Genomic DNA, 13,159 nt, shown 5'->3' with positions numbered 1-13,159 from the left:
GCGGGAACTTTTCGCCCCCAAATGGGGTTCACCCCCTGCCAGATCGAGCCTGACGGCTCCATTCAGTCAGGGGGTTTTTCATGAACAACATCATTTATCTCGTCGGCCTCGTGGTCGTTGTCCTCGCCATTCTCTCCTTCCTCGGCCTGCGTTGAGGCGGGAGAGCACGCGAGTGACCGACAGCAGCCGGGTAACGATGCTTAGCCGCGGCGCGGCGGCTTACCTTTTCCGAACGGCTTGCCGCCGCCGGCGGGGCGTCCGCCATCCTGCCCAGGCTTGCCGGCGAAAGGCTTCCCCTTCGCGGCGAACGGCTTCTTGAAGCCACCGCCGGGCTTGCCGTCCTCGCGGCGGGGACGATCATCGCTCCGCTGCGGCGCGCCTTCGGTGCGATAGGGCTTGCGATCATCCCCATGAGGTGCGCGATGCTCGCCGTCCCTGGACGGGAACGGCTTGCGCTGCGGCCTGTCGGCGCCTGTCTCGGGCCGGTCGCGGAACGCTCGCGGCGCGGCCGGGCGCTCGGCCTTGTCGGCGAAGGATTTCGCCGGACGCCGCTCGTCCGCTTCCGCCATCTCGATCACGATCTTGTCGCGATCCGGGATGCGCACGGATTCGTAGAAGCGCTCGGCCACCTCGGCATCGATCTCGACCTTGGTCTCGCGGTCGAAGATGCGGATTGCGCCGACCTCGTCGCGCGTGATCCGGCCGCGGCGGCACAGCATCGGCAGCAGCTGGCGCGGATCGGCGCCCTGCTTGCGGCCGATGTCGAGCCGGAACCACACGGTATCCCCGCGCGGCCCTGCCGGCTTGCGCGGCCGCTCGCCATCCTCGCCCTCATCGCGCCCGGCTCCGAAGGGCCGGCGCTTGGCGGCATAATCCTCATTCGCGCGGACCGGCCGGCGCTCGTCGCGGCCAAAGCCGGGATCGCCCACCTCTTCCGCCGCCGGCAGCCTTGCCCGGTACAGCCTGACCAGCGCCGCAGCGATGTCGCGCGCCTCGCGGCCAGCCATCAGCGCCTCGATCATCCCGGCATCGTCCTCGCCGGTCTCGCCGCTGAGCATCGGATCGGCCAGCAGGCGCTCCTGATCGAGCGTGCGGATCTCCTCCGGCGTCGGCGGGGCGATCCATTCGGCCTCGATCTTGCCTTCCATCAGCAGGCGCTCGGCCTTGCGCCGGCGTGACTGCGGCACGAGCAGGACGCTCGTGCCCTTGTTGCCGGCGCGGCCCGTGCGGCCCGAACGGTGCTGCATCACCTCGGAATCATTGGGCAATTCGGCGTGGATGACGAGGTCGAGCCCGGGCAGGTCGATGCCGCGTGCCGCGACATCGGTCGCGACGCAGACCCGCGCCCGGCCGTCCCGCAGTGCCTGCAGCGCGGCGTTGCGTTCGTTCTGGCCAAGCTCGCCCGAGAGCGCGACCGAGGTGAAGCCGCGCTCCAGCAGGATCGCCTCGAGATGGCGCACCGCATTGCGGGTGTTGCAGAAGACCAGCGCCACCGGCGCATTATGGAAGCGCAGCAGGTTGACGACCGCGAGCTCGGCTTCCTTCGGGAAAACGCGCACGGCCTTGTAGGCGATATCGGCATGTCCGCGACGAGTCGCTTCCACCTCGATGCGCAGCGCGTCGCGCTGGTAGCTCTGCGCAAGCTGGACGATGGCCTTCGGGAAAGTGGCCGAGAACAGCAGGCTGCGCCGCCCCTCGGGGGTCGTCTTCAGGATGTATTCGAGATCGTCGCGGAAGCCGAGGTCGAGCATCTCGTCCGCCTCGTCGAGCACGACCGCCTTGAGCGCGGAGACGTCGAGGCGGCGGCGCTCGATATGATCACGCAGGCGGCCGGGCGTGCCGACGACGATATGGGCGCCCTCATCGAGCAGCATCGCCTCGCGGCGCGGATCCATTCCGCCGACGCAGGAAATCACCCGCGCTCCCGTCTGGGCATAGAGCCAGGCGAGTTCGCGCTGCACCTGCAAGGCAAGCTCACGCGTCGGGGCGATGATCAGCGCGAGAGGCTCGGCGGCAGGGCCGAGGCGCTCCGCACCGCCCAGCAGCGTCTCGCCGATCGCGAGCCCATACGCGATGGTCTTGCCGGAGCCGGTCTGCGACGAGACCAGCAGGTCGCGCCCAGCGGCGGCGTCTTCGAGCACAGCGCTCTGCACCGGCGTCGGTTCGGAATAGTTGCGTTCGGCAAGCGCGCGCGCGAGCGGCGGGCTCGTGAGGGAAAAGGACATGCGATAAGGGCCTAGAGGTTTGCGGCGTAAAATGAATTAACGGCGCGAAGCGTGGCGATGGGTTCAGGCGGCATTCGGTAATCGGACCGAAAAGTGGGTCTCACTTCTCAGAAAATCCGATGCCAAAACAAATAATTAGGTCGCCCCCAGGGGCGTCCGGCAGGACGCATGGCGATCTAACGGGCAGCTGCACCATCGGATGACAGCAGCTCATAAAGCAAAGCGACACAAAAGGAAATGCGGCATTCCCGCGCCCCGCGCAGGACTGAGCCGGGCCGGATTGGCCTTGCCGGCATGGCAGCGGGCCCACTAGCTTCCGGGCTTCAGCGAACGTGCAAGATGCCGCAGCGGAGAACAGCCATGGTCCAGCAGTCCCGCCGCATCGGCGCCTATGAGGTTTCGATCCTGCATGACGGCGTCTTCGAGGCCCCGCTCGACGTCCTCATCCATGCCGGCGGCGCGGCTGCCCGCGACGCGGCGGTCGCGCGCTGGGGCAAGCCGAAAGTCAGCATCGTCGTCAATTGCTTCGCCTTGAAGGGCGCCGACGGCATCACCCTGGTCGATGCCGGCACCGGCCCCTCCTGGGGCGAGGCGATGGGCCACGCGCCTGCCGCCATGGTCGCTCGCGGGATCGCACCCGAACAGGTCGCGCGCGTCCTGATCACCCACCTGCACGGCGACCATGCTCTCGGCCTTTTCGATGGCGATCGCGCCCGTTTCCCAAACGCAGAGATCATCCTGCCCGAGGCGGATTTCGGCTTCTTCGGCGACGAGGCCAATCGCGGTCGCACCCCGGAGAAGAAGCAGGGCGGCTTCGCGATCGCCGCGGCGCTGAAGAGACATTACTCGGGCCGCATCCGCGGCGTGACCGGCGCGGCGCATCCCGGCATCGCGCTCATCGCCCTTCCCGGCCATACCTTCGGCCACAGCGGCTATCTGATCGAGGGCCAGGGTGAGAGCCTGCTGCTCTGGGGAGACGCGCTCCACCTTTCCGACCTGCAGGCTTCGGACCCCGAGATCGGCTTTGTCTATGATTTCGACGCAGCGACCGCGCTCGCCTCCCGCCGCGTCATCTTGGAGCGCGCCGAGCGCGAAGGCTGGCTCGTCTCGGGCGGCCATGTCGAGGGCTTCCGGCGCGTTGTCAAAAAGGGCGCGGGCTACGAGCTGATCCCGGCCTGATCGCCGTCAGCCGCGCAGTCCGGCCGCCTGCAGCAGGCGTCCGGCCGCGGCTCGCGCCTCCTCGGTGATCGAGGCGCCGGCCAGCATCCGCGCGATCTCCTCGCGCCGGGACTGCTCGGCCAGCGCCGTGACGCGCGTCACGGTGCGCGCGGCTTCGCCCTCCGCCGATTTGGCGATCAGGAAATGCTGCCCGGCCTTGGCCGCGACCTGCGGCGCATGCGTGACCGAGATCACCTGCACTTGGCCCGCGAGCCGTGCCAGCCGCTCGCCTATCGCATCGGCGACAGCGCCGCCGACGCCCGTGTCGATCTCATCGAAGACCAGCGTCGGGGCCGAGCCGCGCTCCGCCAGCACCACCTTCAGCGCCAGCATGAAGCGCGAGAGCTCGCCGCCCGAGGCAACCTTCATCATCGGCCCAGGCCGTGTGCCCGGATTGGTCTCGACCCAGAACTCGACTCGGTCGAAGCCCTCCGGCCCGCGCGCGGCCTCGTCGCTCTCGACCCGGGTGATGAAGCGCGCCCGCTCGAGCTTGAGCGGCGGCAACTCGGCCTTCACGGCGGCATCGAGCCGTGCCGCAGCGGCCTTGCGCGCCTCCGACAAGGCCTGCGCCCGCGCGACGAAAGCACCTTCCGCCTCGTTCAGATCGGCCTCCAGCCGCGCCAGTGACGATTCGCTCTCGTCGAGCGCCGCGAGATCGCTCGCCATCGTGGCGGCCAGGACTGGCAGGCCATCGACCGGCACGTCGTATTTGCGTCCCGCCGCGCGCAACGCGAAGAGCCGTTCCTCGATGCGCTCCTGCTCGCGCGGATCGTATTCGGCAGCGCGCATCGCGGCAGACAGCGTCTCCCCCGCCTCCTCCAGCGCAACGATGGCCGTGTTTAGCGCGGCGATCGACGGATCGACCAGCTCGGGTGCCTGCCCGGCCCGGCGCTCCAGCCGGCGCAGTACTGCGGCGAGCGTCGCGACCGGCGATGCCTGGCCGCCGACAGCCTCATGCGCATCGATCAGGTCGCGCGCGACCTTCTCGGCCTGCATCATCGACTGGCGCGTGGCGGCGAGCGCATCTTCCTCGCCCGGTTGCGGCGCGAGCTTGCCGAGCTCCTCGACGGCATGGCGCAGGAAATCGGCTTCCTTGCGTGCGGCTTCGACGCGCATGCGCTGGGACTGCAGCGCCTGCCGCGCCCGCTTCAGCGTGTCGCTGGCTTCGGCGACGGCTTCCGCCTGCCTCTCCAATCCACCGAAGCCGTCGAGAATAGCGCGGTGCTGAGCCGGATCGGTCAGCGCACGGTCATCATGCTGGCCGTGGATCTCGACGATCGCTGCGCCAACCATGCGCAGGATCTGCACCGAAACCGGCTGGTCGTTGATGAAGGCGCGCGTGCGCCCGTCGGCATATTGCACCCGGCGGAGGATCAGGTCGCCGTCGGTATCGATTTCCTGGGCATGGGCCAGCTTGCGCGCGGCGTGGTCGAGCGGCAAATCGAAAACGGCACTGACCTGCCCCTGCGCCTCGCCGTGGCGGACGAGCGAACCGTCGCCCCGCCCACCGAGCGCCAGCGCGAAGCCGTCGAGCAGAATGGATTTGCCGGCGCCGGTCTCGCCCGTGAGGACGCTCAAGCCCTCGCGGAAGCCGAGATCGAGCCGGTCGATCAGAACGATGTCACGAATGGAGAGCTGCGCCAGCATCGATGCTCAGCTCGGTCTGCGGTGCCGGCAGGGTCGCCCGAGGCCCGTCATGCCGGCCTCGTCAGCGACCGCCGAACCCGAGGAGGCCGCCGACCGTGCGCTGGAAGCCGTCGAAGGCGCGGCTGATATAGGAGCCGCGATCCTCCCGCGGTTCCAGGCCGCCGCTCTGCAGCAGCTTGTAGGCGTCCTTGTACCAGGGGCTGTCCGGGAAGTTGTGACCGAGCACGGCGGCGGCGGTCTGAGCCTCGTTGGTGATGCCCATCGCCATATAGGCCTCGGTCAGGCGCATCAGCGCCTCCTCGACATGGCGCGTCGTCTGATACTTGATGATCACCTCGCGGAAGCGGTTCACCGCGCCGGTGTAGTTGCGCTTCTCGAGATAGTAGCGCCCCGCATTCATCTCCTTGCCGGCGAGCTGGTCGCGCGCCACCAGGAGCTTCTCCTTGGCGTCCAGCACGTATTCCGACTTCGGATAATTGGCGATGAGCTGTTCGAAAGCCTGGATCGCCTGAACCGTCCGCTCCTGGTCGCGCGTCGTGTCCGGGATTTGGTTATAATACGACATCGCCATGATGTACTGCGCATAGGCAGCATCGGGGCTGGCCGGGTTCTGGGCGATGAAGCGCTTGGAGGCGGTGATCGCCTCCTCCCACTTCGAGGCCTGGAAATTGGTGTAGGCCGTCATCAGCAGGCCCTTGCGGGCGTAGGGCGAGAACGGCGCCGCCTTGTCGATACCCTCGAACTTCTTGGTCGCGCCTTCGCTGTCGCCGTTCTGCAGGCGTGCGAGGCCTTCGTTGTAGAGCTTGTCGGCGGGCTCGGGCGGCGTGAGGTCCGGCTTGTAGACCTCGGGCTTGTCGAAGGGATTGAGTGACGACAGCGTATCGCAGCCGCCGAGCAGCATGGCGGCCCCCAGCGCCAGGGCGATGCCCTTGCGCGGATACTGGCCGCGATGGATTGCCGGAAGGCTATGCCGCGTCACGCTCACGTCGTCCGTCCTCTTTCGATCGTCCCTGCTGGCGGGAAGCATGCCTTACCTCAGACGCTTCCACCGCGCCACTGCCGAAAACCGGTCAGGGCACGATTCCGCCACCCTGCGGCATCTGGGACAAAAACCCGGCGAAGGAAAGGCGAAAAGCGCCGGCCTGCGACTTTTCAGTGCAGATCTGGCGCGTAGGCAGCCGGTGCGGCTGCGGCCATCTGCACGGCGCGCGGTGTGGCGAAAACCGGCTGGGCCTCGATGATCGCGAAATTGGCGCGGTCGGCGAAGAGCGCCTCGAGAATGCGGACATTCATGCGATGGCCGCCGCAATAGGAGCGGAACTCGCCAATGATCGGATAGCCGGCAAGCGCGAGATCGCCGATCGCGTCGAGCACCTTGTGGCGCACGAATTCGTCGCTGTAGCGCAGCCCCTCGGGGTTGATGACCTTGTCCTCGCCGATCGCCACGGTGTTCTCGAGCGAGGCGCCCTGCGCGAAGCCGGCCTTCCAGAGCTGCTCGACATCGCGCATGAAGCCGAAGGTGCGGGCCTTCGAGATCTCGCGGGCATAGGTCTCGGCGTCGAGATCGAAAATCTTGCGCTGGCGGCCGATCACGGCGCTGTCGAAATCGATTTCGACATCGAGGCGGAAGCCCTGCTCGGCCGGCATCAGCTCGGCGAAGGCGCGGCCGCTCTCGATCCGCACCGGCTGGAGAACCTTGAGGTAGCGGCGTGGCGCGGTGAGAGCGACCGTCCCGGTCGTCTGGATCGCGGTGACGAAGGCGGTGGCGCTGCCGTCCATGATCGGCATTTCCGGACCGTCGATCTCGATCAGGACGTTGTCGAGGCCGAGGCCGGCGCAGGCCGACATCAGATGCTCGATCGTCGAGACCGAGGCCGGGCCGCGATCGCCGATCACGGTGCACAGCTCGGTGGCGCTGACCTTGGTGTGCTTGGCGTGGATGAGCTGGGGCGGCATGCCCTCGATGCCGGTCCGCAGGAAGACGACGCCAGAATTCGCGCTGGAAGGCTTCAGGCAGATGCTCGCGGGGGCTCCGGAATGCACGCCGATTCCGGTCAGGGTCACTGCTGCCCGCAAAGTGGTCTGCCGATCGAAGCTCATTCCGCTATCCAATCCTGATCATCGAACTGCACCGAACCTGCTTAAGGCAGGGGCCGCCGCCGACGATGTCTTCCGAGGTTGACGTCAGGTCAGACCTAACGCGCTATCCTCTTGATGCAGCTGCAACATAAGCTTTTCGAGCAACCTCTCAAAATCACGCTTTCTTTCGCTGTGTTACAACCGAAAGCCCGCGGACAGGCGTATATAACACGCTGAAAGATAACGATTTTCTAACAAGGAAAATCCCGCCGCGGAAGGCCGCGGCGGGATTTGTTGCAGAACCGTCAAGAACGGCTGGAGCTCAGTTCGCCTGGCGACGCAGGAATGCGGGAATCTCCAGGTGGTCTTCCTCGCTGTTGCGAGTCGGCGCGACTCGGCCATGCGGGTCGAGCTGGCCCTGGGCCGGCCGCGAGGCCGGCTGCGGAGCCGGGCGGCGCATATACTCGGCATGGGCAGCGCTCGGCGCGGCCGCCTGCGGCATCGGGGCCTGCGGCGCCTGACGCACCGGTGCCGGAGCCGCCGGCTCAGCATATTCCTCGTCTTTACGGCCGAAGCCGACCGAGGCCAGCCGCTGCATCAGCGACATCCGCTTCTGCTCGATGGCATTCGGCGGCAGCGGGGCCGGCTGGGCGCCGCGCTGGGCGTTGAGCTGAGCCTGGCCGGGAACCGGCAAATCCTCGACGCGAGGCATGCGGGTCGGGCGGACGGCGCGCTCCGGCATCGGCGGGATGAAGCTGTCGTCGAGATGCAGGCTCGGCTCGGCATGCCGGACCGGCTCCGGAGCCGGGGCGACCATCACCGGACGGGGCTGGACGGGCTCGATATGAACGCCCTGCGCGATCGGGGCGGGCGGCGCCTGCTCCATGGCCGGGGCGATGCGGGTTGTGTCGATCGCCGGGATCGATGCCGGAGCCATCTGGGCGACGGGGCGCGGAGCAGCGGTGGGGTTGCTGCGCAGGCGCGCTTCCTGCTTCAGGCGTTCGGCGACCTGGGCGATGCGGGCTTCGGTCTCGTCGACCTCGCCATGCTGCGAGATCGGCTTGTCGATGCCGGTCGCGACCACCGAGACGCGGACCGTGCCCTCGAGCGATTCGTCGAAGGTGGCGCCGACGATGATGTTTGCCTCGGAATCGACCTCCTCGCGGATGCGGGTGGCGGCCTCGTCGACCTCGTAGAGCTTCATGTCGCGGCCGCCGGTGATCGAAATCAGCAGGCCGCGCGCGCCCTTCATCGAGACGTCGTCGAGCAGCGGGTTGTTGATCGCGGCCTGGGCGGCGGTCAGCGCGCGCTTCTCGCCCTGCGATTCGCCGGTGCCCATCATCGCCTTGCCCATGCCGCGCATCACGGCGCGAACGTCGGCGAAGTCGAGGTTGATCAGGCCGGGGCGGACCATCAGGTCGGTGATGCAGGCGACGCCGGAATAGAGCACCTGGTCGGCCATGCCGAAGGCGTCGGCGAAGCCGGTGGTCTCGTTGGCGACGCGGAACAGGTTCTGGTTCGGGATGACGATCAGGGTATCGACCGCCTCGTTCAGCTCGCCGATGCCCGCCTCGGCCATGCGCATGCGGCGCTGGCCTTCGAACTGGAACGGCTTGGTGACGACGCCGACGGTCAGGATGCCCATGTCGCGGGCGACGCGGGCGATGGCCGGAGCGGCGCCGGTGCCGGTGCCGCCGCCCATGCCGGCGGTGATGAAGACCATGTGTGCGCCCGCMAGGTGATCACGGATCTCGTCGATTACCTCCTCGGCCGCCGCGCGSCCGACTTCCGGCTGCGAGCCGGCGCCGAGGCCTTCCGTGACCTGCAGGCCCATCTGGATGATGCGCGGCGCGCGCGAGAGCGCCAGAGCCTGGGCATCGGTGTTGGCGCAGACGAAATCGACCCCGTCGAGGCCGGCCTCGATCATGTTGTTCACGGCGTTGCCGCCGGCTCCGCCGACGCCGAAGACCGTGATCCGGGGCTTCAGTTCCCGGATGTCCGGGGCTTGCAGATTCATCGCCATGGTTGCCTCTTTTGATCCTGTGTCCGGCGCCTGGCGGGAGCCGTCCCGATTGCTACGTTTGACGCCGTGGCCCGCCCCTTCGAACGAGCCGAACTCACTAGAAACTGTCCTTCAGCCACCGCCCGACACGCGAGAAGTAGCCATCCGTCCCGGTCGCGAAATAGCGCGCGCCGGCAGTACGCGGCTCGAAATGCTCGACATGGGCGACCTGCGGGTAGACCAGCAGGCCGACCGCCGCCGAGAAGGCCGGGCCCTTGCCCGCTTCCGGCAACCCTTTGATCCCAAGCGGGCGGCCGGTACGGACCTGCCCCCCGAGGATGCGGCGGGCCACTTCCGGCAAGCCGGTGAGTTGGCAGGCGCCGCCGGTCAGCACGACGCGCCGCCCGGCCTGGGCCGAGAAGCCGGCATTGGTCAGCCGGTCGCGCACCAGTTCGAGGATCTCTTCGACGCGCGGCTTGATGATCCGCACGAGATGCGACTTGGCGAGGTGGTTCGGCATGTCGCGCTCGTCGTCGTCGACCTGCGGCACCGCGATCATGTCGCGCTCGTCGGAAGCGCTGGAGATGCAGGAGCCGTGCAGCGTCTTCAGCCGCTCGGCCGCCGAGACACGGGTGGAGAGGCCGCGCGCCACGTCCATGGTGATGTGGTTGCCGCCGACCGCGATCGCGTCGGCATGGACGAGATGTCCGCCGGAGAAGACGCCGAGGCTGGTGGTGCCGCCGCCGAGATCGACCACGACCACGCCCATCTCGGCCTCGTCGTCGACCAGAACCGAGAGGCCGGAGGCGTAGGGCGTCGCCACCACGGCCTCGACCTCGAGATGGCAGCGCTCGACCGCCAGCATGACGTTGCGCGCCGCCGCCGCTTCGCTGGCGACGACATGCATGTCGACCGAGAGCTTGCCGCCGATCAGCCCGCGCGGATCGAGCACGCCCGGCACGCCGTCGAGCGCATAGCCCGTCGGCAGCGCATGGAGAACGGCCTTGCCGGGGCGGATCGCATGGGTCGCGGCGGTGGCGAGCACGCGCTTGACGTCGCTGTCGCCGACCGACCCCGAGCGCAGATCGACGCTCGCGGCATAATGCTGCGAGCCGATGCGCCCGCCGGTCAGGTTGACGATGACCGACTGCACCTCGACTTTGGCCATGCGCTCGGCCGCRTCGACCGCSGCSCGGATCGCGCGCTCGGCGYTTTCGAGATCGATGATCGCGCCGCCCTTGAGGCCGAGTGAACGCTGATGCCCGATGCCGATGATGCGGGCGACATGGGTGCGCCCGCGCAGCCGCTCATTCGCCTCGGCCGGGTTCAATTCGGCGATCAGGCAGACGACCTTGCTCGTGCCGATGTCGAGAATCGACAAGGTCGCGCTCTTGCGCGACGACAGCGGACGCATGCGGGGGGTCAAACCCTGGGAGGTGACGTGGTTCATGCTTCGCCTCCCTTCTTCTTGGTCTTGCTCTTCAGCTGGTCGGCGCGGGCCGCAGCGGCTTCCTCGGAGAGGCGCATCACCACCCGGTCCGGCTGGCGCAGATCGATGGCGAGCACGTCCTTCTCGAGAACACGGAAGTCGCTTTCCAGCGAGACGAGGCGCTGCAGAGCCGCTTCCGGCTTGGTTTCCGGCAGGCGCACATCCATCCCGTTGTCGAGCTTGAGGTTCCAGCGGCGCCCGGAGATCAGGGTCGCGGCGCGGATATGCTGGGCGAAGGGACCCGCCTGGTTGCGCAGCGCCAGATATTCGCCGGCGCGGTTGTTGGCGTCCTTGCCGACGACCAGCGGCAGATAGGCGAAGCGGCCGTCATCCATCTTGTCGATCACCGTGCCGTCGGCCGCGATCACGAAAAGCTCCCCCTTGACCTGCCACAGCGCATAGGGATCGCGCTCGGTCAGCGCGATCGAGACTTCGCCCGGATAGAGCTTGCGCACCGCCGCCTCGCGAATCAGCGGCGTCGCCTCGAGCTGCTTGCGGGCTTCGTCGGCGTCGAAGAACACCAGCGAGGTCTTCGAATCGATGCCCGCGGCGACCAGCACCTCCTGCTCCGAGAGACCCGACAAGCCGGAGATGGTCACGCGGTCGATGCCGAAGCCGAGCACGCGGGCCAGCATGTGGCGCGGCTCGCCGTAATTGTCCTGGAGGTTCTGCCAGTGGCCACCCATGACGAAGCCGGCGCCGAGGCTGAGCGTCAGGAATCCCAGCGCGAGCCAGGTGCCGAGGCTGCTCGGCAGGCGCTGCGACAGCGGCACGGCGATGGCACTGCGGCGCGAGCGACGCATCCAGCGGCCCTGCCGCTCGCCGACGAGCAGCTGCGGCCCGGCATGCCGGACCGGCAGGCGCGCAGCCGGCACCGGTGCCGGGCTACGTCGCGTTGCGGAAACGGGTTTCGCCGTCATCGCTTTCACCGATCGAGGGAGGCGTCTGCCACCATCCATTTGACGAGCTCACCGAAATTCAGACCCGCATGGGCAGCCAGTTCGGGCACCAGGCTGGTTTCGGTCATCCCGGGCTGCGTGTTGACCTCCAGCCAGACGAGCGTGTCGGTCTCGTCGTCGTAGCGGAAGTCAGATCGGCTGACGCCCCGGCATCCGATTGCTTGATGCGCCGTTAACGCACACTCTTCGATCTGCTGGTAAATTTTCGGTAAAATTTGAGCCGGACAGATGTGGATCGAGCCGCCTTTCGCGTACTTCGCATCGTAGTCGTAGAAGTCGCCGGTCGCGGCCTTGATCTCGGTCACGCCGAGCGCCCGCTCGCCCATCACGGCGCAGGTCAGCTCCCGTCCGGCGATGAAGGTTTCAGCCAGCATCATCTCGCCGCAGGGCCAGTCCGGCCGGGCGATTTCCTGCGGCGGATGCTCCCTGCCCTTCTTCACGATCACGACCCCGACCGAAGAGCCTTCGTCGATCGGCTTGAGCACATAGGGCGGCGGCAGGACGTGGGCTTTCGCCGCCACAAAGCGCGAGACGTTGACGCCGTGGGCGACGGGAACGCCCGCCGCCTTCACCACCGTCTTCGCCCGGTCCTTGCGGATCGCGAGCGCCGAAGCGAGCACGCCCGAATGGGTATAGGGAATGCGCAGGATCTCCAGAACGCCCTGGATGGTGCCGTCCTCGCCGAAGCGCCCATGCAGGGCATTGAAGGCGACGTCCGGCTTCAGCTTCGCCAGCACCTCGGCGATGTCGCGCTGCACGTCGATGCGGGTGACGCGGAAGCCTTGCCCTTCCAGGGCCCGCGCGCAGGCCGCACCGCTGTTGAGGCTGACCTCCCGTTCAACGGACCATCCCCCCATCAGCACTGCAACGTGTTTGCTCATGCCGGCCCTCGTTCGACGCGATGGCCATACCTCAGCCGGAGATGGTTAACAGCGCGTTAACCATCAGCTCGGGGTCGTTAACGGGTTCGAAATCAACCGATTTTGGCGAGCAACTGTCGCAACTGTGCACGCTCGCCCGAAGAGAGTGCACTCACCAGCCGCTCCTCGGCCGCGACATGTGAAACGACGATTCGGTCCGCCAGCGCGAAGCCCGTCGCGGTCAGCACGATGCGCAACGCCCTGCGATCCTCCGGATCGGCCTGCCGCTCGATCAACCCGCGCTTCTGCAGCCGGTCGAGCCGGTTCGTCATCGCCGAAGTCGAGATCATCATGTCCTGCGCGAGTTCGGATGGCGAAAGCGCCTGCCCCTTGCCTTGCCGCCGCAGGGTCAGCAGGACGTCGAAGCCGGCGAGATCGAGATGATCCGCTGCGACATTGGCGGCGACGCCCTCGCGGACCCGGTCGGCCGCCCGCCAGAGATCGCCGCATACCGCCATGACGCTCGTGTCGAGGTCGGGTCGCTCCCGCCGCCACTGCGCCAAGATCGAATCCATCGGCCCGCCCTGAACGCCGGCTCGCTCCTGACTCATTCCTGCTCCTTGCCAAGTAATTTGACGTAATATAATTCGATATCGAATTATATTACGTCAAATTAGACT

Annotated in this window: 10 protein-coding genes; 1 reads left to right on the top strand and 9 read right to left on the bottom strand. The window is 67.5% G+C overall.

What is annotated here, in order from left to right; all coding sequences use genetic code 11:
• Positions 1 to 200 precede the first annotated feature (200 nt).
• Complete coding sequence (locus AC1DEZ_RS06435) at positions 201 to 2,225, bottom strand: DEAD/DEAH box helicase (protein WP_476779089.1); 2,025 nt, start codon at positions 2,223 to 2,225, stop codon at positions 201 to 203.
• 360 nt (positions 2,226 to 2,585) lie between these two features.
• On the opposite strand from AC1DEZ_RS06435, the gene aidB reads away from it, so the two are divergent.
• Positions 2,586 to 3,404 (top strand): AidB family quorum-quenching N-acyl homoserine lactonase, encoded by an 819-nt coding sequence (gene aidB / locus AC1DEZ_RS06430; protein WP_476779088.1) that lies wholly within the window; start codon positions 2,586 to 2,588, stop codon positions 3,402 to 3,404.
• A 6-nt stretch (positions 3,405 to 3,410) separates the two neighbouring features.
• Here the strand turns inward: aidB and recN are convergent, their stop codons facing one another.
• The 8 genes from recN to AC1DEZ_RS06390 form a co-directional block, all read right to left on the bottom strand.
• A complete protein-coding gene (recN, locus tag AC1DEZ_RS06425; RefSeq protein WP_476779087.1) occupies positions 3,411 to 5,090 on the bottom strand; it encodes a DNA repair protein RecN in 1,680 nt (559 codons plus the stop codon).
• A gap of 61 nt (positions 5,091 to 5,151) precedes the next feature.
• The gene (locus AC1DEZ_RS06420) at positions 5,152 to 6,075 is read right to left on the bottom strand and encodes an outer membrane protein assembly factor BamD (protein WP_441513828.1); all 924 of its coding nucleotides are present in this window, start codon (positions 6,073 to 6,075) and stop codon (positions 5,152 to 5,154) included.
• Between the two features lie 167 nt (positions 6,076 to 6,242).
• Positions 6,243 to 7,190, bottom strand: coding sequence for a UDP-3-O-acyl-N-acetylglucosamine deacetylase (gene lpxC / locus AC1DEZ_RS06415; protein ID WP_476779086.1), 948 nt, complete (start codon positions 7,188 to 7,190; stop codon positions 6,243 to 6,245).
• 301 nt (positions 7,191 to 7,491) lie between these two features.
• The gene (gene ftsZ, locus AC1DEZ_RS06410) at positions 7,492 to 9,192 is read right to left on the bottom strand and encodes a cell division protein FtsZ (RefSeq protein WP_476779085.1); all 1,701 of its coding nucleotides are present in this window, start codon (positions 9,190 to 9,192) and stop codon (positions 7,492 to 7,494) included.
• Between the two features lie 97 nt (positions 9,193 to 9,289).
• Positions 9,290 to 10,621 carry a cell division protein FtsA gene (gene ftsA, locus AC1DEZ_RS06405; protein ID WP_476779084.1) on the bottom strand — a complete coding sequence of 444 codons (1,332 nt, stop codon included), beginning with the start codon at positions 10,619 to 10,621 and terminating at the stop codon, positions 9,290 to 9,292.
• Positions 10,618 to 11,580, bottom strand: a complete 963-nt coding sequence (locus AC1DEZ_RS06400) for a cell division protein FtsQ/DivIB (RefSeq protein WP_476779083.1) — start codon at positions 11,578 to 11,580, stop codon at positions 10,618 to 10,620. The genes ftsA and AC1DEZ_RS06400 overlap by 4 nt, the downstream gene beginning before the upstream one ends.
• Before the next feature lie 5 nt (positions 11,581 to 11,585).
• Positions 11,586 to 12,500 carry a D-alanine--D-alanine ligase gene (locus tag AC1DEZ_RS06395; protein ID WP_476779082.1) on the bottom strand — a complete coding sequence of 305 codons (915 nt, stop codon included), beginning with the start codon at positions 12,498 to 12,500 and terminating at the stop codon, positions 11,586 to 11,588.
• 92 nt (positions 12,501 to 12,592) lie between these two features.
• Complete coding sequence (locus AC1DEZ_RS06390; RefSeq protein WP_476779081.1) at positions 12,593 to 13,090, bottom strand: MarR family winged helix-turn-helix transcriptional regulator; 498 nt, start codon at positions 13,088 to 13,090, stop codon at positions 12,593 to 12,595.
• Positions 13,091 to 13,159 lie beyond the last annotated feature (69 nt).

Source organism: Allobosea sp. 10L422, assembly GCF_056395345.1.
This window is presented reverse-complemented; position numbering and strand designations above follow the sequence as displayed.